Origin of the sequence: Enterobacter sp. 22466 (assembly GCF_052044775.1) — a bacterium.
Taxonomy (GTDB): domain Bacteria; phylum Pseudomonadota; class Gammaproteobacteria; order Enterobacterales; family Enterobacteriaceae; genus Enterobacter; species Enterobacter dissolvens.
In genome coordinates this window covers 25117-44998 of record NZ_JBQENX010000001.1, presented here as the reverse complement: position 1 = coordinate 44998, position 19882 = coordinate 25117, and the positions used below count along the sequence as shown (strand labels likewise).

The 19882-nt window shown below is 49.3% G+C and carries 15 protein-coding genes; 1 reads left to right on the top strand and 14 read right to left on the bottom strand.

Going from position 1 to position 19882, the window contains the following annotated elements:
* Positions 1 to 4: 4 nt before the first annotated feature.
* The 13 genes from ACTJJI_RS00150 to ACTJJI_RS00090 form a co-directional block, all read right to left on the bottom strand.
* The gene (locus tag ACTJJI_RS00150; protein ID WP_440652580.1) at positions 5 to 955 is read right to left on the bottom strand and encodes an ATP-binding protein; all 951 of its coding nucleotides are present in this window, start codon (positions 953 to 955) and stop codon (positions 5 to 7) included.
* Positions 956 to 973: 18 nt separating this feature from the next.
* A complete protein-coding gene (locus tag ACTJJI_RS00145) occupies positions 974 to 2191 on the bottom strand; it encodes a beta-ketoacyl synthase (RefSeq protein WP_029882413.1) in 1218 nt (405 codons plus the stop codon).
* 4 nt (positions 2192 to 2195) lie between these two features.
* Positions 2196 to 4754: a beta-ketoacyl-[acyl-carrier-protein] synthase family protein gene (locus ACTJJI_RS00140; protein WP_262782394.1), complete on the bottom strand. Its 2559-nt coding sequence runs from the start codon at positions 4752 to 4754 to the stop codon at positions 2196 to 2198.
* Between the two features lie 93 nt (positions 4755 to 4847).
* Positions 4848 to 6008: an aminomethyltransferase family protein gene (locus ACTJJI_RS00135; RefSeq protein ID WP_153907894.1), complete on the bottom strand. Its 1161-nt coding sequence runs from the start codon at positions 6006 to 6008 to the stop codon at positions 4848 to 4850.
* A gap of 29 nt (positions 6009 to 6037) precedes the next feature.
* Entirely contained in the window at positions 6038 to 6319 is a 282-nt protein-coding gene (locus ACTJJI_RS00130) for an acyl carrier protein (RefSeq protein ID WP_013095701.1), read from the bottom strand.
* A gap of 21 nt (positions 6320 to 6340) precedes the next feature.
* Positions 6341 to 6889 carry a 3-hydroxyacyl-ACP dehydratase FabZ family protein gene (locus ACTJJI_RS00125; protein WP_013095700.1) on the bottom strand — a complete coding sequence of 183 codons (549 nt, stop codon included), beginning with the start codon at positions 6887 to 6889 and terminating at the stop codon, positions 6341 to 6343.
* 3 nt (positions 6890 to 6892) lie between these two features.
* Entirely contained in the window at positions 6893 to 7648 is a 756-nt protein-coding gene (locus ACTJJI_RS00120) for an SDR family oxidoreductase (protein WP_045295521.1), read from the bottom strand.
* Between the two features lie 20 nt (positions 7649 to 7668).
* Complete coding sequence (gene acpS / locus ACTJJI_RS00115; protein ID WP_014830751.1) at positions 7669 to 8037, bottom strand: holo-ACP synthase; 369 nt, start codon at positions 8035 to 8037, stop codon at positions 7669 to 7671.
* A 16-nt stretch (positions 8038 to 8053) separates the two neighbouring features.
* Positions 8054 to 9634, bottom strand: a complete 1581-nt coding sequence (locus ACTJJI_RS00110; protein ID WP_440653534.1) for a ShlB/FhaC/HecB family hemolysin secretion/activation protein — start codon at positions 9632 to 9634, stop codon at positions 8054 to 8056.
* A gap of 126 nt (positions 9635 to 9760) precedes the next feature.
* On the bottom strand, positions 9761 to 13633 hold the full coding sequence (locus ACTJJI_RS00105; RefSeq protein ID WP_248080871.1) for a two-partner secretion domain-containing protein: 3873 nt from the start codon (positions 13631 to 13633) through the stop codon (positions 9761 to 9763).
* Positions 13634 to 13929: 296 nt separating this feature from the next.
* Positions 13930 to 16077 (bottom strand): polysaccharide biosynthesis tyrosine autokinase, encoded by a 2148-nt coding sequence (locus tag ACTJJI_RS00100; protein ID WP_440652574.1) that lies wholly within the window; start codon positions 16075 to 16077, stop codon positions 13930 to 13932.
* A gap of 17 nt (positions 16078 to 16094) precedes the next feature.
* Positions 16095 to 16544, bottom strand: a complete 450-nt coding sequence (locus ACTJJI_RS00095; protein ID WP_440652572.1) for an arsenate reductase/protein-tyrosine-phosphatase family protein — start codon at positions 16542 to 16544, stop codon at positions 16095 to 16097.
* A gap of 1 nt (position 16545) precedes the next feature.
* On the bottom strand, positions 16546 to 17685 hold the full coding sequence (locus tag ACTJJI_RS00090) for a polysaccharide export protein (RefSeq protein ID WP_014830746.1): 1140 nt from the start codon (positions 17683 to 17685) through the stop codon (positions 16546 to 16548).
* A gap of 364 nt (positions 17686 to 18049) precedes the next feature.
* On the opposite strand from ACTJJI_RS00090, the gene ACTJJI_RS00085 reads away from it, so the two are divergent.
* Entirely contained in the window at positions 18050 to 18745 is a 696-nt protein-coding gene (locus ACTJJI_RS00085; protein WP_047360744.1) for a helix-turn-helix transcriptional regulator, read from the top strand.
* A 109-nt stretch (positions 18746 to 18854) separates the two neighbouring features.
* Here the strand turns inward: ACTJJI_RS00085 and ACTJJI_RS00080 are convergent, their stop codons facing one another.
* Complete coding sequence (locus ACTJJI_RS00080; protein WP_047360743.1) at positions 18855 to 19796, bottom strand: OmpA family protein; 942 nt, start codon at positions 19794 to 19796, stop codon at positions 18855 to 18857.
* Positions 19797 to 19882 lie beyond the last annotated feature (86 nt).

Genomic DNA, 19882 nt, shown 5'->3' with positions numbered 1-19882 from the left:
GTCGTTATTCCTTGCAATAGTCAATGTCGAAATAGCTGTAACCGAACTGTTTATCGGGAACGACAGTTCTTAATTTTCCCGCAAAATGAGGAGCCTGCTGGAGATACGCAAAGCTTAATGCCGGCGTCAGACAGCCACTGGCACCAAAGGTATCGACCAGATCTAACGTCTTTTGCGGCGCAACGGTTGAGCGAGACAGCATCTCTTTACGCAGACCGGCAAACGCCACGCGATCCGCTGCCTGCGTGTCCTCAAGGGTATCGGCCATCACGTATTGACCGCCGTTCACCCGGATTGCGCTTTCATGCTGACTAAAGATGAAACAGCCCGCACGCTCAACGGTTAAATTGACATCCTGGGCTTTCCCCCTGTGCTTCTCTCCCCACTTCAGCGCGATATCTTCGTCCGAAAACACCAGCACCGGGATCGCACGGTAGGCGGCGCAGATCACCACGTAATCAAACACATCCCAGCTCAGATAATCCTGTGCCAGACTCAGGGCCTGAATGAAGGATTGCCTTTCACCCCGGATTTTGCACGTCGGTGAATTCACAGAGAATTTCTTCACCAGGTTTTTTGGCAGCGTATCAATCATTGAGATGTGTAATGCGCTGGAGATATTTTCAAACGGCCCGGATTCGCCCCAGGAGTCGACATAAATAAATGCCGTGCGCTGCTTTAGCAGCTTCATTCGCTCTTTCGCCGGCAGCGCCATGAGCGCGTCATCCGCCGCTTGCTCCATCGCATCCAGGTATTTTTGATATTGAGGATTGCGGATCATTTCACCGGCATATAACTCCGGCTGCGTACCAAAACGTTTCAGACCCCAGCCGTTTGCATGGGTTGATTTGAGCGCTTTATTAAATAAATGCGACTCCCACGCGTTTAGCCAGCTGGGCTGATAGAAATAAAATTTATCTTCCGGATCAATGAGCGAAAATGAGGATAAATACATGTAACTCTCCATGATCGTTCAACAGCCTGGATGACCAGTAGACATGACGGCGCCAATAATGGAACCATCCACGCCAACCCCGACTTTAAGCAGGTGGTTTTTGTGATGACCAATAACGCCACGGTCAATCAAAACATGCTGAGCAACGGCATCAATAATGGTGTCATTGCCAACGGGGGAAATAAGCTCCTGCTGGGTTAGCGAATGATGCCCAATAATTAAATCGACGATCCCAGAGCCGGTTGCGGTATAGCCAATCTGGCCTTTATAAGCCAGAACCGGAACCGGATGTCCTTCCGTCAACATCGCTATCGCTTTGGCTTCCGCTTTATCGCTGACGGATGAACCGTTACCGTGAGGGATAATCGCGCACAATGCCTCAACGTCCAGTTCGGCTTTCTTCATTGTGGCCTGCATCACTTTTAAAATATTGGTGCTGAGCCATGAGCTGTCGTTGCTTCTGCCAGCGCTGATTTGGGTATAGGTTGTTTGCAACCGCACGCCGCCCTTCGCCTTTCTGGCGCGACGGTGGCGGGAATTTTCCAGCAGAATGGCGCTATAGCCTTCCGCGAAAAGCACCCCCTGGCTGTTTTCACCAAAGGGCTGAACAAGATGGCTATCCAGCATGGATTGCGTATCCAGAAACCAGATATCCTGCGTTTTAATTTTTGAGCAGTTCACCACGAGGACAATATCTACGCCGCCATGCTCGATGGCCTGGCAACCTAAATGCACGGCTGTCATGGATGAATTACTGGTGCAATTCATATTCGGGGGTAAATACTGCAGGTTGTATTTACGCGCAAGGTGACCGGCAATACGATCCTGCGACATATTATCCACATGCAGTTGCATTAATGATTTTGAAAGATAAATATCCTCCACATCATTTTTGTTATAGAAACTCTTAAAGGCCATGCCATCGACCCGCGGGCCGATACCGGTTAAATAAACCCGGGCATTGCACCCGGCCAGCCATTGAACATCCAGGTCGGCCTGGTCGAGTGCATCGTCAATCAGACGATAAAGCAGATCTAATGCGCTATCATCCGTATGATCCAGCGTGGCAATATGTTTATTGCCATCGAACCCACATTTAATTGCCTCGTCGTCGGATTTAAACCAGGGCTTTCTTTCAACGCGTTTGCCCAGCTTCAGATTTTGAATAAGCTGAAGACTGTCTTCGGCAAACGGCAGACAAGAACTGAACCCCGAAATGATAGCGGCATTATCCACAATATTATCCTTTAATCACAAACGCGTAGTAGTTACCGCCTTCTGTCGCACCCACCAGCAATACGTGCTTCAGGGCAAGTTTTAACGGTTCACGAACGAAGTTAATTCGCTTATCGAAAAACTCGACGGTATGAGGAATAGCGGGAACCGCCTGCGTCTTAAAACAGTCAATGATGACGGCCAGGTTAAGCAGTCCGGCAGCTGACGCGACAAAGCCAAAGCAGGCGTTGTAGTTCACGACCGGTACGTCCGGTTTTGCCCCGGCGAAGGTGTCGTAAATCGCATCAATTTCAATGCGCGAACTGTCATCGCTGCCGTTGCTGGTACCACAGACCAAGTCGATCTCCTGCGCCGTAATACCGGCATCCGCCAGCGCACGGGCGATAGCCAGCGCCATGGAGGAGGATTTCTCGTCCCGCTGAGAGGCATCAAAATAGCTGTTGCTACAGGCTTTACCGTAACCGACCACTTCCGCCAGCACTTCTGCACCACGCGCGGCTGCACGCTGCGGATCTTCCAGCAGCAACATGCAGGCACCTTCGCCAGGAATGTAACCCTTCGGATCGTTACCGTAGATCTGATATTCCCTGGCGTCAGAGGTCATATGCAGCTTGCGGGTAACGGCGTCCATATAGAGTGACATGGACGGGAAATACTCGTCCGCGCCGCCCACCAGCACCTGCGGCTGCAGATCCTGACGCACGATTTCGTAGCCGTAGGTTAATGCGCCTAATGCTGCATTCTCGCCGGTCGCCAGCGTAGTGGTGTAGCCCTTGATCCCTTCCGAAATACCGCAGAACGTCGGGATGGAGTTCATTAACGATCCCGGGAATTCAGAGGTTCTGACTTTACGTGGGTCTGGCTTAAGGCTCTGCAGATATTTGTAGGTCGTCTCCTGCGGGCCACTGGACATTCCCATGACCATGCCAAGCTCATCGCCATCACGCTTGATTTTACGCTTCGCCTGCTCCAGCGCTTCGGACAGGGCAATCAATGCGAACGTACCGCCACGCGTGGCCTTGCGAGGGTCAAAGCGGCGCAGATGTTTACGCGGTTCCAGCCCGGAGACCTGGAAGGTCTTAAAGTGTTCATTCGCTTCCGGCAGCGTTTCGGCCAGCGCGTTGAAATCGTCACCAAACAGCGCTTCGAACTGACGGGTGGTTTCCAGCACATCCAGTAACTCTTTCGCCTCTTCCAGCGTGTCTTCCGGGAAGGTGACGCCGCCCAGCTCAACGGTATGGTTCTGTTGCCATACGTTGTCGAGGATCTCGTGAACGGTGTGACCAATCGCGGAAACGGCACCCAGGCCGGTGATCGCCACGCGCTTTTCGTCGTAGGCACTGACCGGGATCGAACAAGGCTCCATGCTGATAATCATGCTGCAGTTGTTACCGCCGAAGGCATAATTGTTCTTCATGAAGAGGTTGATTTTCTGGTCACGGAAGTCGTTTGGCACGTAATCCAGATCGCAGTTTGGACGCGCGTTAGTAAAGTTCAGCGTCGGCAGCACGCGGTTATCCGGCAGCGTGACCAGGCAGGCGATCAGTTCGACGATCCCCGCCGCGCCAATATTATGACCAAAATAAGACTTGGTAGAGCTCACCAACAGTTTCTCATTGTTGGCAAACACCTTTTTCATCGCCAGCGTTTCGATACGGTCGTTGGCTTCTGTTCCGGTACCGTGGGCGTTGACATATTCGATCTGATCCGGGGTAACGCCGGCATTTTCCATCGCCTTATGCATCACCTGTACCGCGCCGCTGGCGCGTGGATCCGGTCCGGTTTCGTGGAACGCATCGCAGGAGGTGGCATAAGAGAGAATTTCACCGTAAATGGTGGCGCCGCGTGCGACAGCATGTTCGTACTCTTCAAGTACGATCGCCCCGGCCCCTTCACCAATGGACATCCCCGAATTGCCGGAGAACGGCGTGCAGGCATCCGGATGCATCACGTTGAGAGCATAAAAGCCCGCGAAGGTTGGCAGGTAGATAGGTTCTGTCCCGACCGCCAGCATGGTTTTGCTTTTGCCGTTCTGGATGTAGTCAAACGCCATGCCGACCGCGTTAGGGCTGGCCGTACAGGCGGTCGCGACCAGTTCAACCCCACCCTGTAACCCGAGCAGCGTGGAGACGCTGGAACAGCAGGAGGAGAAACCGCCAGAGAACAGCGCCTTACGCAGGGAAAAGTCTTCCATGCGTTGCTCAAACAGCGGCAGAAATGCCTCGGTCCCGGCAGACGACACGCCGACAATCAAACCGGTTTCTTTAAGGTGCGCTTTGTTCTCAGCCAGCCCCGCCTGATTCAACGCATCTTTACCCACTTTGTAGGCCCAGAGTGCGGCATTATCCAGGGAGGCGATAACGTCGTCCGGTAATTCCGAATAGTCAATGTCATGCAAGACTTCAGCGGCTCTGGCGTTTTCAAACCATTTTGAAAAACGCACGCTGTCCGTGACGCCATTTTTTTTATTCAGTAAGGCGTCTCTGAAATCCTGCAGGTTTTCAGCCAGCGAAGAGAGAATACCGATCCCGGTAATGACAACCCGTTTTCTGTTTGTCTTCATAAATATATGTACCGCCATGTACAGGCAATGAGCAGCGAAAAGGATCCGTGGTGTTATTCCCACGGATTCGCTTCTCGCTGTTTCGATTAATAATTACAGTGCGCTTTTCGCTTTAGAGGCATCCACAAAACTGTGTTCAGTTGGATTAACCAGCATGCTCAGGTTATAAATAAATGGCATACCTTTGGTTTTCGCGGCCACCGTCTCAGAACGCGTTTGAATAGCAAAGCCGCTAATATCAGACCATGCATATTCATTGTCGATCAGCGCCAGGGCAATAAAGCACTGCAGGGCTGGAGAATAGATAGCCTTAGCGACTTTCCCTACCACCTGATCCTCAACCAGTACGTTATCGCCGGATTCAATGCCCGAACATTCGCCCTCGACAATCATGCCGATCACCTTGCGTGCGCCTTCGCGGTGAGAGAGCTCTTCGGCCGCGTCTTTACCCACAAAGCCCTCTTTGTCGTACTGCACAGCCCATTGCAGCTGCAGCTCTACCGGATTGAGGTTGTACTCAGCCCACAGCGCCTCATCCCAGCCTGGGTTTTCGATACGCACAATTTTCTGGTAATCCAGCCCGCCGGTCTGCAGCAGGTATTTGCCGCCGTGCTCCAGCAGTTGCTGCCACTGATCCAGCAGCTGTTCCTGCTGGCCAATAACCATATAGGCGAATTCACCGTGTTTACCGCAGCGGAATACCATCAGCTCGTCGTCGGTATTCATGTATTCGTAATAAGGCAGACCAATCACGTCGAAACCGTGGATCTCAGACATCAGCTCCCAGGAGTACGGCCCTTCTACCATGATCGCGCCCCAGTTCTGCTCGCGCATGTCAGCAATTTCAGGGGTTTCCTGGATATCCAGTTCGTCGGCTTTTTCCAGAAGGGCGTTCAGGCCAGCGATAATTTCCGCCGCCGGAATGTTCTCGGACATGATGTAATAGCCGTCGGATGAGCAGAGCACATACACATCACCGCGCACCGTACCGTCTTCATTCAGTACCAGCGAGTAGATCCCTTGCTCGTCACGGATAATTGATACATCGGCAGAGACAAAATAATTCACCAGTGCCCAGGCATCATCACCCATCACGCTGACAATGGACATGTGGGAATAGTCCACCAGCAGGGCATTTTCACGTACGGCTTTATATTCCACCATCGGATCGTGATAGGCAGAAGGAACGTTGGCATTGTTGTAAATGCCCATTTTCGCATTGTTTTTTAAATGAAAATCATAAAGAGACTTCATAACGTGATCCTGTTATTCGCAATGATAAATTAAGCTTTTTTCTTCTGGATGATAAACGTCGCCAGATTGTTGATACTTCTCATATAAGAAGGATCATCGCTTTCGCTCACTTTGATATCGAAAACTTTATCCAGCATGACCACGATTTCCGTTGCATCAACGGAGTCCAGTTTTAAACCATTACCAAACAGGGCGGTATCATCATCAATTTGAGATTCATCACGTTGGATATTTAAACGCTGAATGATCTCAGTTTTAATTGTCATCAGCACGTCCTTGCGCTGGTCAATTTCGTTTTTCATTGTAGACATGGTTTTAACTCTCTCAGGGGTTTACTTTGTTTCGCGGAAATTAATAATGGTGCCATGGCTGATTAACCGCTTGCCGACGTTAGCCGTCACGGAATAATGCTTAAAGCCATGGGCATCAGAAAATGCCAGCTTGCTGGTCACTTCAATCGAATCACCTGGGTAGGCAATATCTTTAAATTTCAAATTCTGGGCCGCCAGAACACCACGAACCTGCGCGCGGCGCGTGCGAATGATCTCCCGCATCTCGTCACGCTGAATGAGCGCATGAATATCGCGTAACGATTTCAGCTCCGTGCCGTATGTCTGGTTGTAGATATCGCAGATATCAGTGAGGAACGAGAGGTACTCGCTGGCCTGACCAAAAATCTCAGAAATAATAACCCCAGGCATGATCGGATCGTCCGGGAAATGCCCGAGCAAATAGGGCTCGTTGTAGGTGATATGCTTCGTCACCTTCACAAAGCCATTTTCGCCATATTTGAAGTCATCAATTCTGTCGACCATCAGCAGCGGCTGACGCCAGCCGCCCATTTCCAGAAAGATCTTCGAGGGGATAACGTATTTAGACATAAATCACCGCATCACCAGGCCGCCATCGATAACGATGGTTTGACCCACAATGTAGCTGGAGGCAGTGGAGCCCAGATAAACGACGGTATTGGCAACCTCGTCGCATTTACCCAGACGACGTAATGGAATAGATGCCGTTACGCCACGCACCACCGTGCGGGATACTTTTTTCACCATTTTGGATTCAATCATCCCCGGCGCGATGGCATTTACGCGCACGCCATACGGCGCCAGTTCAGCCGCCAGCGTGCGGGTGAATCCCAGGATTGCGCCTTTCGACGCGCTGTAGTTCGCCTGCCCGACGCTTGGGATAATGGCCGCAATGGAGGCCACGTTGATGATGGCCGGGTTTTCTGCGGAACGCAGCAGCATTAAGGCTTCTTTCGTCAGACGGAAAATGCTGAACAGGTTGGTGTCTACCACCTGGCTGAAATCATCAAAGCTCATCGAGGCAAACAGGCTGTCTTTTACAATCCCGGCGTTGTTAACCAGCACATCAAGCTTGCCCGCTTCCTCGGTCAGGCGTGAACAGAGTGCAGTGACACTCTGCGCATCGGCGAGATCGCACTGAATTACGGTGAGCTTGCTTCCTGCCGGATGCGTTTCTTTCAGTTCCGTTAATTGCGTGGCATTGGATTTATACAGCGCATAAACATCGCAATTCTGGTCAAGAAATTTAGCGCAGATCGCCAGGCCAATATCACCACTGGCGCCGGTGACCAGAACCGTCTTTTCCTTAAGATCATTATATTGATACATAATATTCACAATTAGTTAGGTTAATAAAGTATGACAACGGCTGTCGCATAGTGCTGACAATGCGAAATACTGAGCGAGGCATTCGCCATCTGCTTTTCAATAAGCAGCTCTTTGACTCGCCCAGAGAAAATAAGATGGGGACAACCCAATTCGTCATGGTTTATTTCAATATCCTTAAAGGTGATGCCGTCGCGATATCCACAGCCAAGCGCCTTAACAACCGCCTCTTTTGCCGCCCAGAAACCTGATGCGCGCTCATAGTTAGGATCTTCCCGGTTAATTTTTATATTTTCCTGCGGGGTAAATACGCGCTGTAAAAAATCGCTTTGCCAGTTTGTTATCGCTCGCTGTATGCGCGAAACTTCCACAATGTCCGTGCCGATACGCATTTATCGTGCTTCCCTTTCAAAGCTGATAAGAAAGATTCAGATTAAAATTAAATTTATTCACGCCCATGCTGCCAGGATATTTAACCGGCATGGAGACTGATGAATCGTACGCCAGGCTTTTCACACTCCCCTGAATACCCAGGGTGCTGCCGACGATAATCTCTTCGCCATAGACACTGTCCCGTCTTATATGACCGGCATCCACGCCAACATAATAATTTGCGTTCATTCCTCGCACCGGGCGATAAAATGTATTTTGCAGGTAGTACCCGCTGTTCCCGGTCAGGCCAACGCTATTTTCAAACCCGCGCACGCTCCAGCGATCGCCCATCGTCATTTGATCCTGCAGCGTCAGCTCACGCGGTGCGTATTGCGCCAAAAAAAAAGCGCTATAGGCGGTTTGAGAAAATTGTCGGGTATAGCGACTTTCCACATTCACCAGCTGACTGACGGGACTGACATTGCCATACACCATATCCGGCGTTTTTTCGGCGCCGAACCAGGTGACAAAACGCTGCCAGGATACCGTTGAATCCCAGTGTGCATTTGCCAGCTGCTGCGTGTAATTCACACCAAACCTGACGTTATCCATGTCACGCTTCTGTAAGACAAGTTCCTCGCCATTAAGGGTATAGCTGGCTTTTCGACGGATCAGCTCGGCATTCCCCGTCACCTTCCGGCTTTTATCCCGGTAGACCGTGCGCGTCGCCTTAATGCTCCCGTAGTCACTCTTACCGGCGTAATCCACCGTGGTGTAATAGAGCGGTATCGCCTGACGCGACTTGCTGCTGCTATAAAACAGCGAATAGTTCCAGTAGCCTACCGGCAAGGCATAGTAACCACTTACACTCTGATACTGACCCGTCGTGCTCTTCGTTCCGGCGAGATAAAACAGATCGCTAAACCGGGCAATGTTATAGAGATAGCCCACCACAGAGGTCAGGTGTTCTCCTGTCGCTTTATCGCCCCAGTTGTTATAGCTCGCCCGCACGCTCCACTGTTTTTCCCGGTTGGTGCTGATGCGAATGGTGCTATACCCGTGCTTTGTACCCGGCTCGATATTGATCTTCACATCCACGCCGGGTTCTTGCTGCAGGTTTTCCAGACCCTGCTCGATATCGCGAATATTAAGGATGTCCTCTTTCGCAAACGGCAGCATCCATGGATTAATATCATTATGCTCGACAATAATTTTTTCTATTTTCCCCGCATTGACATCAAGCTTCAGCGTGCCAGACGAAATATTCTGCGAAGGGATCGTAATGCGGGTCGTGATGTAACCGGCATCGATATAAAAATCCTGTAACGCGGCGGCAATTTTCACCACACCGATGCTGCCCACGCAGCGCCCGACGATCTCTTTTTTTATCGCCTTTTCGGTTTTACGTTTCAAAAAATCATTATCAAGAACAAGTGCTTTAAGGGTAAAACAGTTTTTCTCCTCAGGTAATTTATCCAGTCTAAATACTTTACGTTCGGTGCTGGAGAAAACATCCTGCCGATACACCTTGTGTTCTTTGAAAGTATTTAGATCTGCATTTTGCTGCTGTTTAATCAGGGCATTAATATCGTCAACTGCAAACGCTTGAGACGACATTACCAGCAATGACAGTAAAAATTTAAATCGCAGTTCCATTCACTTTCTCAGAAAAAAAGGCAGCAGGGTCTCGTGCTGACTTTGCGCTATCAGACAATAGCTGCTGCCTTTTGTTACACTTTTAGATTACATACCAACAATCGTGCCGGTATTGGTCACTTTATTGGTAATCAGTTCCATACCGTATAAGCCACCAAATACTGCATCCTGACCGCTGTTTGTCACGTTATTCGCCGTGACACCCGCAACGCCATACGTCAGCATATTGAGGTAGTTATAGATATTCCCAGCTGTTTTCACAGACAGCGTATAATCGCTCACAATATTACCGCGGTTGTTAATGTCGGCACCGGCATTAATCACGATATTCTGTGCAAGGATATTGCCGTTGGCATTATTGGTAACATGACGCTGAGTATCAATTTTCGCGCTGGCCACACCCACGATGTCTTTAAAGTTCTCAACACCGTTCAGGGCATTAATCGCCAGAGCGTTACCTGAAGAGATTGCATTGCGGTTAGTCAGTGCACCTTTCAGGATAGTGAAGTTCAGATCGCCTTTACCGCTGATCCAACCGTAGTTGGTGACGTTGTTATCAACCGTCAGATTGAGATTCTTATCTGACGCGATAACGCCGGTCGCCGTGTTGCTCTCCATGCTGCCATCGCTGTAGTTGTTCAGCGTACCCGCAGTGATATCCAGGTTGCCTGCACTGTAGGTGGTGGCATAGTTGTTATAGAACGTACCGGCCGCTTTGATGATGGCGTCAGCGCCGCTCACCAGCATCGCGCGGGTGTTGTCCAGCGTCCCTTTAGACAGCACGCTCAGCGCACCGTTATCAGCGATGATGCTACTGTTGTTGTTGTAGACGTTTTGACCGGAAACAGCGACACCTTCACGGCCAATCATGCCACCCACATCGCCCGTCACACCGAAGGTTTCGCCATGATTACGTACGAAGTTGTTACCGTCACGGTTTTCAACATTCCCTGCCGCGTTCACGGAGAGCTTTTTGTCCGCCACGATCATGGCAGTGTTGTTGTAAACCGCACCTTTTGACTCGACGGTGACATTCTTACCGGCAATCAGACCGTTGTTGTTATCAACGGTGTTGGCAGCCAGTGTGATATCACCCGTCTGAGAAAGGACGGAACCACGGTTGCTGTCGAAATACCCCGTCAGCGCCAGATCGATATTGCCGTAAGCGGCAACCCGACCGTAGTCGTTGTTCAGACGGTTCGCTTTCAGCGCAATATCGCTACCGGACAGGAGCTGACCATAGTAGTTATCTACGGTGCCACCCGCATTGATAGTGATATCGCCAGTCTCAGAGCTGATTTCGCCGCGGCTGTTGCTCACATTCCCGGCCGCTGTCAGCGTGACATCACCCACCGCTTTGATTTTGCGCGAGCCGTTATCAATGTTATTGGCACTTAAGGCAATGTCACCATAGCTGATCATATTCAGATCGTTATAGATATTGCCTTTAGCGCTCATCGCCAGGCTGCTGTCAGCCACGATATTGCCACGGTTGTTAATATCATAGACCGCAGAGATCGTGACCTTATCACCCACCATATTGCTGTTGGAGTTGTTGGTTACACCACGCTGGCTGTTCACCACCAGATGCTCGCCCGCGGCGATATCTTTCAGGTTTTCAACCCCGGTCTGTGCAGACACGGTCAGAGACTTCTCAGCGGAGAGCGTATTACGGTTAGTTAAAGAACCGTTCAGAATATTGAGAATGGCATCACCGAGGCTGCTGATCCAGCCATAGTTGGTGAAGCTGTTCTTCACATTCATGGTCAGTTTTTTATCTGCCGCGATAACGCCAGTCGCGTTGTTATCTTCCAGCGCACCGTTGCTGTAGTTGCTCACGCTGTTCGCATCAATCAGCAGGTCGCCCACGCTGTAGATGGTTGCGTAGTTGTTCGTCAGGGTGCTTCCCGCTTTGATGGAGGCATCCCCGCCGCTGACCAGCAACGAACGCGCGTTATCAATGCTGCCTCGTGCCTGCATTGTAAGCGGGCCATTTTCAGCAATGATGCGGCTTTCGCCGTTATAGATATAGTTCCCGGACAGCGAGACGCCTTCTTTACCAACCATACCGCCGTTCTGCTGCGGCATGCCGAAGTAGGTACCAAATGCGGATCCGAAATCGGTACCGTAACGGTTTTCGATGTTATCGCCTGCAGTGACGCTCAATACCTTACTGGCAACGATGAACGCGGTGTTGTTGTTCACCCCTGCGTTGGCATTAATGGTGACGTTTTGTCCCATAATGAAGCCACCGCGGTTGTTCAGGGCATTCGATGCCAGGGCAACATCCCCTTCTTCAGAGCTGAAGACGCCGATGTAGTTGGTGATGTTTCCACCCACTGCGGCACTCACACCGGTACGACCCGCAACACCGCCGTTATCGTTACGCAGAGAGGCCGCTTTGGCAATAACCTTGCTGTTTGAGTTCAGTTTGCCCGAGTAGTTATCAATCGCGCCGGCACTTTCAAGGGAGATATCGCCGTTTGACGCCATCTGCCCACCGTTGTTATTGATGCTGTTCGCGGCAATCTGCACGCCCTTCTCAGCGATAATGCCTAACGAGTCATTGCTGGCCGTGTCGGCGGTTTTGGTCGCGCCGTTGTTAATCGTACCTTTCGCGGCAATCTTGGTGAAACCGCCCGCAGAACGGATCATGCCCCGGTTGTTATCGACGTTACCGCCGCTCACAACGTTCACATCGCCAAGGGAGTCGACTAAACCGCTGTTGTTGTTCACAGCAGCAGATTCAAGACCCACATACCCGCCCTTGATCTGGCCGTTGCTGTTATTCAGGGTACCGGTTTTTAACGCCACGATACCGGCTTCAATACCGACAGTATTTCCTTTACCGTAGTTGGTTAAGGTGTTGCCGTTGGTATCCGCAGCCAGCATGCCTGCCGCCGCCATTTTGCCGTTGGTGTTATCAATGGCGCCGCTATTGACATAGAGGTCTCCCATTGTCGAAATGTTGCCTGAACGGCTGTTGTTGAGGCTGTTTTTATTGGTGTCCAACGCGATGGTACCCACAGAGGTAATATCCCCGGTGACGTTGCTCAGTGCGCCGTTGGTTTTAATATTGATCTGACCAGAGGACTCAATGCGCGCATTGTTATTCAGCAGCTGACCGTTAGCGTCAATATTTACACCGTTGATGCCACCCGCAATAATGCCCTGGTTACGCACGCCGACACCGCTTTCGGTGCTGACGAGGTTAATCTTATTGGCATACATACCGCCCAGCGCAGCAACGTCAATGCTGTTGGCATTACGCGTTCCGGCTGCGGCTACTGAACCGGTCACCTGACCTGCAGCGTTAACGTAGTTATTACCGGCGACAACGTTCAGCTCGTTAGCTGTGACTTTATCGGTCACGACAACATTGCGAGACAAAATTTCCGTCGGGCTGGCGTTATTCAGTTTACCCAGCGTAATGGTACCACCGTTAACAGAATAACCGGCTAACTGATCGTTCTGAATATCCGGCGTACCGGTTGTCAGGGTCAGTTTACTGGTGTTAATGGCGCCGCCACCGTTAACGGTAATACCGTTCGGGTTAGCAATTATTAAATCGGCTTTATCGCCGGCCACTTCCATCATGCCGTTAATTGCAGAGGCATTTTTAGACGTGACTTCGTTCAGGATGACTTTCGCCGTCCCGGACGTCAGATTGCTGTTCCCCTGAATCTTACCCGCCAGAACGGTATTTGATTCAGTCATGCTGTTATTGAAGATAAGCCCATTCTTATCAACGTTTAAGTTGTCATACACATTATGAGAAAGCCCCTTATCGTTGGCTTTATTAATGTTAATGACAGGCACATTCCCGGCAGTATAAACCACGCCGTTCTTGATGTTGATCGCTGCTGAGTGCGCAACAATTGGCAGAGCGAGTAGCACAGAAGCGGCAACAGGATGCCACTTCAACTCTAGTTGAAAGACTTTATTTTTATTACTATTCATTTAATCGACTCTTTATTTCGGAATCATTACATTTTTTCAAAATATAACATCACCACTCTAAATAACTACTTCATATCCGTTGATTACTGTTTATCCCCCCTTGTGGTTCCCTGATGGTTCATTAATTTAGATTTTAAGAGCATTCCTTGGTATTAATTCTGGCATTTTTATCTGGAATTGGCATTCAGACTGCATTACATAACGGGAACTTTTAACCAGGAACAAGTCCACAGGCATTAGGAATATTACACATTCCCTGCCTGTCAAGACTTATTCCTTAAAAGAAGAGAGATGAATTACTCCTGGTATGAATAATCGCCATAGCTGTAGGCGGCCGAAGCGCGTTTTTCAACGCCGTTGAATATGACCCCCTGGATGGCGATCCCGTTTTGATTGAATCGACGCAGCCCCGCTTCCACCTCCTGGATCGAGTTCTGTTCGAACCTGACGACCATCAGAGATGTTGAGGCAAATCGGCCAATAATCGCGGCATCCGTAACGCTCAGAATAGGCGGCGTATCGAGAATAATGACATCGTATTGCGCTGAACAGGCGGCAACGAGTGCCTGGAATTTCTCCGTCATAAACAGCTCGGCGGGGTTATTGACCATTCTTCCCCGGCCAATAAAATCGACGCCCTGGTACTCTGTCTCTTCTATCACCTGGGACACCGCCACATTCGCTGAGAGATAATCAGCAAGCCCGACATGGCCTTCCGCCTGCGAGAAGATGCTGTGCAAATATCCCCTTCTCAGATCGCAATCAATCAGCAGCACCCGTGAACCGGCCTGCGCCATCAGCACCGCCAGGTTTGAACTGACGAAGGATTTACCCACCCCCGGAGAGGTGCCTGAAATCATTAATATTTTATTTTCTGACTTCAGCATGGCGAAATGAAGGCTGGTCCGCAGCCCTCTTATCGCCTCGACCGCCAGCGAGGTTGGCGACGATTTCACTAACAGCTCATCAGACTGATAGGTGGTAATCGCCCGGCAGCGTCTGCTCTTTGTCAGTTCAGGTGCCAGCGGTACGACGGCGTGGACAGGGATGCCCCGTTTTTCCAGCTCCGCGGGTTGTTTGATCCCTTTAATTAACATGTTGCGTAGCAGAATCACGCCGGAGGCGAACAGGAAGCCCAACAGCGCCGACAGGATGACAATCAACGTTTTTTTCGGTTTAATCGGCTTATGCTGCGTAACGGCATTGTCAATAATACGAACATTACCCAGCGTACTGGCTTTATTAATATTGAGCTCATGCTGCTTGTTCAACAGCACCATATAAATATCATTCCCCATCTGCACATCACGGGTCATGCTCAAAATTTCTTGCTGAGTTTGCGGCATCGTGCTGATACGTTGATTCAGCTTCTCTTTTTCTTCCTGCAGTACCGCACGTTTTTCTGACAGTGCTTTATAAGCCGGATGCGAACGTTTATAGAGCTTTGAAATTTCAGCTTCTTTAAAGGTTAATTCATTCAGTTGCGTATCGATGGATACCACATTGTCGAGGATGAATTTCGCTTCAAGAGATAAATCCACCGACTCATTATTCTTTCTGAAATCATTGAGTTTCGTTTCTGCCGTCACCAGATTGTTTTTGATTTGCAGTAATTGTTCGTTCACAAAGGCCAGACTCTTGCTGGCCTCTTCTGACTTACGCTCAACGTCCTGGGCAAGATAATTGTGGCTGATCGTTTCAAGGATTTTGCTGATCATCACCGGATCGGAACCGGTCATGCTCAGATGCAGCATCCCATTGCCACCGGATTTTCCATCCACGACTATATTGTTTTTGATCTCATCAATTACCGAATATTCATTGTGCTTACGTAAAATGAATACGGTGTCCTGGGTCAGATCGGCACGTTCAATCATAAAATCAATGCCGTGCGCGTGAAGAGGAACACCCACTTTACCGTGCAAAACGGCCTCGCCGACCTGCAGGGTGTACTCACCCGCAGCAGTAACCGTCAGGATCAACGCTTCGTTCAGGAACTCCTCGGGGACAGTTAAAGTTGCAACCTCAATGTTACCCGTGGGTTTGCCAAACAAGCGCAGGAGCAGGGCATTCGCAAACGGATAGCGTTTTTCAGTCACCGAGATATCCAGCCCCAGATCGCGCACGGTTTTGCCGATCACCATCCGCGATTTAATTAACGAAATTTCAGATTCTGAAGCGACCCCGGAACTTTCAGGCAGCATCGTAGAGAGCTTATTCAACAGCCCCGTAGACGCATTCTTCTCAACCTGAATTAACGCATCACTTTTATAGACTGGTGCTAATGAGTAAGCGATAACGATGCCGACCGCGATAAACAGTACTGTTGTCGCCGCTATCCAGACCTTACTGTAATATAAGACCTTGAGGATCTGGAGAAGGTCAATATCCTCCTCCCGCGGAACATTATCGGTTTGCGATTTGCTAATGTGTTTGTCAAACATGCTCTAATCAGCCCTGATTATTTAACCTGCTGGAAAACCTTGACCCATTCTTCGGCAGCGGAAAAAAGTTGTTGAAAAATAACACCTGAAATATCTCGTCCCCGACGATAAGGATCGGAAATTTCCATTTGCTGGAGCCAATATCCGAATAAAAATGTCTTTCCCCGGGCTTCCATTGCCAGGCGGGTCACGGCTTCAATATGGTTTTGCTCCATGGCCAGAATCAAATCATATTCACGACACATCAGCGGTGTAAGTTGTTTGGCACAATGACCCTCTAATGAAAGGCCATTCTCACGTGCAGTGTTAACCATTACGGGATCTGCCGCTTCCCCCGTTAACGCAGCAATCCCGGCGGAATCCACGATCATATTGGGCAAGCGAGAACGCAAAATGCGTTCCCCCACCGGGGAACGACAAATATTGCCTGTGCAGACGACAAGAATGGACTGATACCTTCCATTCATATTAATTACTCCAGTTTCTGATGAAGCGCGTCGTTTCAGTCAGGCTGTAGACACCACTAATGGTTGGCATTAATTGATTAATGACTCTGTTCCAGCGCGCAATCGGTGCGGTCGTCACATACACAATATCGTACGGCTTGAGCCTGAATTCGGTGCCAAGCACCAGCGCCGTCGCATCCCTGGCATCAAGCTGATAAATATTTGCCTGTTTTCCTTTTGACGCATCCGGTTTGTTTTCCGAACGGATCACAAAAATACCGCTGGCATCACTGGTTAATTGATTCATGCCCTCCGCATTACCCAACGCTTCGGTCAGCGTCATGCCTGAGCGATCCATTTTCATGGTGGTTTGCTTCACCACATCGCCCATAACAAAGACTTTTAAATCATCATTACGCGGGATATACAGAATATCGCCGGAATAGAGCAACTTGTTTTGCTGCAGATCGCCATACTGCATAAGCGCTTGCAGCGAGATGATTGATTTTTTACCCCCCTGGGTTAAAACAGCATTCCCCCAGTCTGCGTTTTCAGTCAGCCCACCCGCCAGATTAACCGCATCAATGATGGTCAATGGAACGTTAGTGATGGGCTGCTGCCCGGACTGATTAACTTCACCAGAGACATACACTTTCTGAGAGCGAAACGCGGCAATCCCCACATCGACCTGTGGGGACTCAATGTATTTCGCCAGGTGTTCGGTAATCAGCTCTCTGACTTCAGTGACTGTTTTATCCTTAACATGGATTTTCCCGATGTACGGATAAAAAATAGTGCCGTCTGAATGGACCCAGTTTCCCGTATCGCTGGCGCTACGATACTGGCCAGACGGGGTGGTAAGCTCAGGATGTTCCCACACCGTGACCATAATGATGTCACCAACCCCAATACGGTACTCATACGCTTCGAGTCGTTTATTCAGCTCCGCATTGGCGTGGGCGACCACGACGTTTTCACGTAATTTCTCAATCAGTGCCGGCGTAACGGGGTAAACATTCACCTTTACGTCATTGATATTATCGGGGTCGGGCGTTTCGACAACCGTTTTTCCGTCGGTATCAATATGGCTTCCGGGGGTTATCTGACACCCTGCCAGTAAAAATAGCGTGGTGAAAATAAACAGAGCTGGCAATTTTCTCATACTTTTCTTTATGCCATTTCGGTGAAATGACATTTCCTTATAATTAATCAATCACCCATGATGGTGCAGAGAGAATGAAGCGTGGCATTCCACAATTGATTAAATGATAAACCTTAAAAGTATGCATGTCCTGTAGACGTGGAGTAATCCTAACCCCTGACATCTCTTTCTTATCATTAATATAGAAAGCCGTCCAATCATCAGGCACGTAAACAATTCCCATTTGTGCGGGGACTATTCTCACATATTAACCCTGAGACATCGTGTAAAATGAAAATATATACATACCGTATCATAAGATCGTTAGCATGCAAATCTTACACCAAAAAGAGGCGTGCAGAATACATTAACCAAAGGGATAAAAATGGATACGTCGCGGGTCATATTATCAAGATGTCATTTCAGCAACATCGGATTGCGCCATTTACTTTCCAATACGTTCAAAAAAGAAGAGATTCTCTCTTTTTATAATCAGCACCATTTACACGACTGGGTAAAAGGTATGAAAAAAGATAGTTTTTTTACCTTGTACCTGGTGCTTCCTGACTCTATTTATAGCAACATCATCTACTTTCAGTGGCTTATCTCACTAAAACAGAAAACAACCCTCCACGCCATTGAAGAGATCATCATCGCTTACCACTCGGATATCTTTCCGGAGCTTTTCGCCTGCATCTGCTCGCATTACAAACATCGTCTCGTGAATATCAATAATCTGACCAACGATGAAATTGTCAGGAAAATGCATACCCAGCGTCACCCCAGCAAAAGCGTGATCGTCAAAAAACATATCGAACTGACGCATATGGAGTTCTGTGTCCTGAAGTTAATGATCTCAGGCTACACGATTGACGACATCAGTACCTTATATAACATCAAGCCAAAAACCACCTATACCTACAGCAACAGCATAATGAAACAGTTGGGGTTTAACTCTTTAAAGAAAATCTATTCCTGCGGCGAAATCATTAAATCCTCGATTGACCATGACATAATCAGAGAAAAGAAAAAGTACTACAGCATTGCCCACATTAAGATGTACGAACCACAAACTGCTTAATCCCTCACCGCCTCTAACACGTCACCCGTGTCTCCATAACACCGTCAAATTATTCACAAAAAAATACGGAAAGCGTCTCCGCAATCCGTATTTTTGTATCGATGCTGACTTAGTGGCTTTTCACTAAAATTTCTACGCGACGGCTATTGACGTTACATCCTGCCGCTTGCTGGCTGGCAGAGGTACCGCAGCCTTCAGCGCTTTGTGCTATTCCTTTGCCCGTCGTGTTATTGATCAGCTCCGGTTTAATCCCTTTCTCGATCAGCAATGAACGAACGGTATCGGCACGTGCTTCAGACAGGCGCTGGTTAGCCTCACGGCTACCAATTGCGTCGGTATAACCCACAATCTGGATCTCACTGACGTTATTCGCCTTTTTGGTAAATTTCACCACCTCGTCCAGCTTATTGCGGGATTCAGCAAAAATCCCTGCCGCATTACTTGCCGCAAAGCGGAACAGGACTTGCTCCTGAATAAGCACCACACCGCTGTTATTAACGTAATCACAGGTTTTTACCTGGGATGCACGGTTAATAATTTTGGTCTGTTTATGCATTTTACTCAACAGGGCTTCAGCCTTAGAACGCTCTTCCAGGGCCGCCGTATTTCCTGCCGTACCTGGATTAACCTGAATAAAATAGGTTTGCGCACTTTCGGCATTGAGCTGTTGCAGAGGATTTTGTTTCCCCTGATAAGCAGGGTGATCGTTGAACCAGGACTCCACCGCATGCGTGCCTGGCGCGGCGCACAGGACGGTAAATTGCCCCGGCAGCAGTACCGACTGCAGCTCGCGGTCGACGTAGATCGTCGCGGGTACGCTCCCCTCAGGGTAATAAACCACAATTTGTGCCTGTTCCGGTGTCACATCTGCGACCGGGCGGTAGGGCTGTGGTGCCGTCTTCCCTGAAGCGGTTTTGACATCTGCCGGTATATCGATGACGTGCTTCACGCGTTCTGCTGAATATGCAGTGCTGGATATCAATACGCTGAGCGCGGCAGTAATAGCACACGCCAGGTTTATTTTTTTAAACTTATTAAGGGTTACTTTCATTTATCAAATTCCCGATTAACCCAGTGAATGACTGTGTAACAACGATTGGTAGATGCGTGCAGAAAGCCCGCCATCCGAAGATGGCG

Coding starts and splice junctions, on each gene's coding strand:
- ACTJJI_RS00150 (WP_440652580.1), bottom strand. CDS start 955: ATGTATTTATCCTCATTTTCGCTCATTGATCCGGAAGATAAATTTTAT.
- ACTJJI_RS00140 (WP_262782394.1), bottom strand. CDS start 4,754: ATGAAGACAAACAGAAAACGGGTTGTCATTACCGGGATCGGTATTCTC.
- ACTJJI_RS00135 (WP_153907894.1), bottom strand. CDS start 6,008: ATGAAGTCTCTTTATGATTTTCATTTAAAAAACAATGCGAAAATGGGC.
- ACTJJI_RS00130 (WP_013095701.1), bottom strand. CDS start 6,319: ATGTCTACAATGAAAAACGAAATTGACCAGCGCAAGGACGTGCTGATG.
- ACTJJI_RS00125 (WP_013095700.1), bottom strand. CDS start 6,889: ATGTCTAAATACGTTATCCCCTCGAAGATCTTTCTGGAAATGGGCGGC.
- ACTJJI_RS00120 (WP_045295521.1), bottom strand. CDS start 7,648: ATGTATCAATATAATGATCTTAAGGAAAAGACGGTTCTGGTCACCGGC.
- acpS (WP_014830751.1), bottom strand. CDS start 8,037: ATGCGTATCGGCACGGACATTGTGGAAGTTTCGCGCATACAGCGAGCG.
- ACTJJI_RS00110 (WP_440653534.1), bottom strand. CDS start 9,634: ATGTCGTCTCAAGCGTTTGCAGTTGACGATATTAATGCCCTGATTAAA.
- ACTJJI_RS00105 (WP_248080871.1), bottom strand. CDS start 13,633: ATGAATAGTAATAAAAATAAAGTCTTTCAACTAGAGTTGAAGTGGCAT.
- ACTJJI_RS00100 (WP_440652574.1), bottom strand. CDS start 16,077: ATGTTTGACAAACACATTAGCAAATCGCAAACCGATAATGTTCCGCGG.
- ACTJJI_RS00095 (WP_440652572.1), bottom strand. CDS start 16,544: ATGAATGGAAGGTATCAGTCCATTCTTGTCGTCTGCACAGGCAATATT.
- ACTJJI_RS00090 (WP_014830746.1), bottom strand. CDS start 17,685: ATGAGAAAATTGCCAGCTCTGTTTATTTTCACCACGCTATTTTTACTG.
- ACTJJI_RS00085 (WP_047360744.1), top strand. CDS start 18,050: ATGGATACGTCGCGGGTCATATTATCAAGATGTCATTTCAGCAACATC.
- ACTJJI_RS00080 (WP_047360743.1), bottom strand. CDS start 19,796: ATGAAAGTAACCCTTAATAAGTTTAAAAAAATAAACCTGGCGTGTGCT.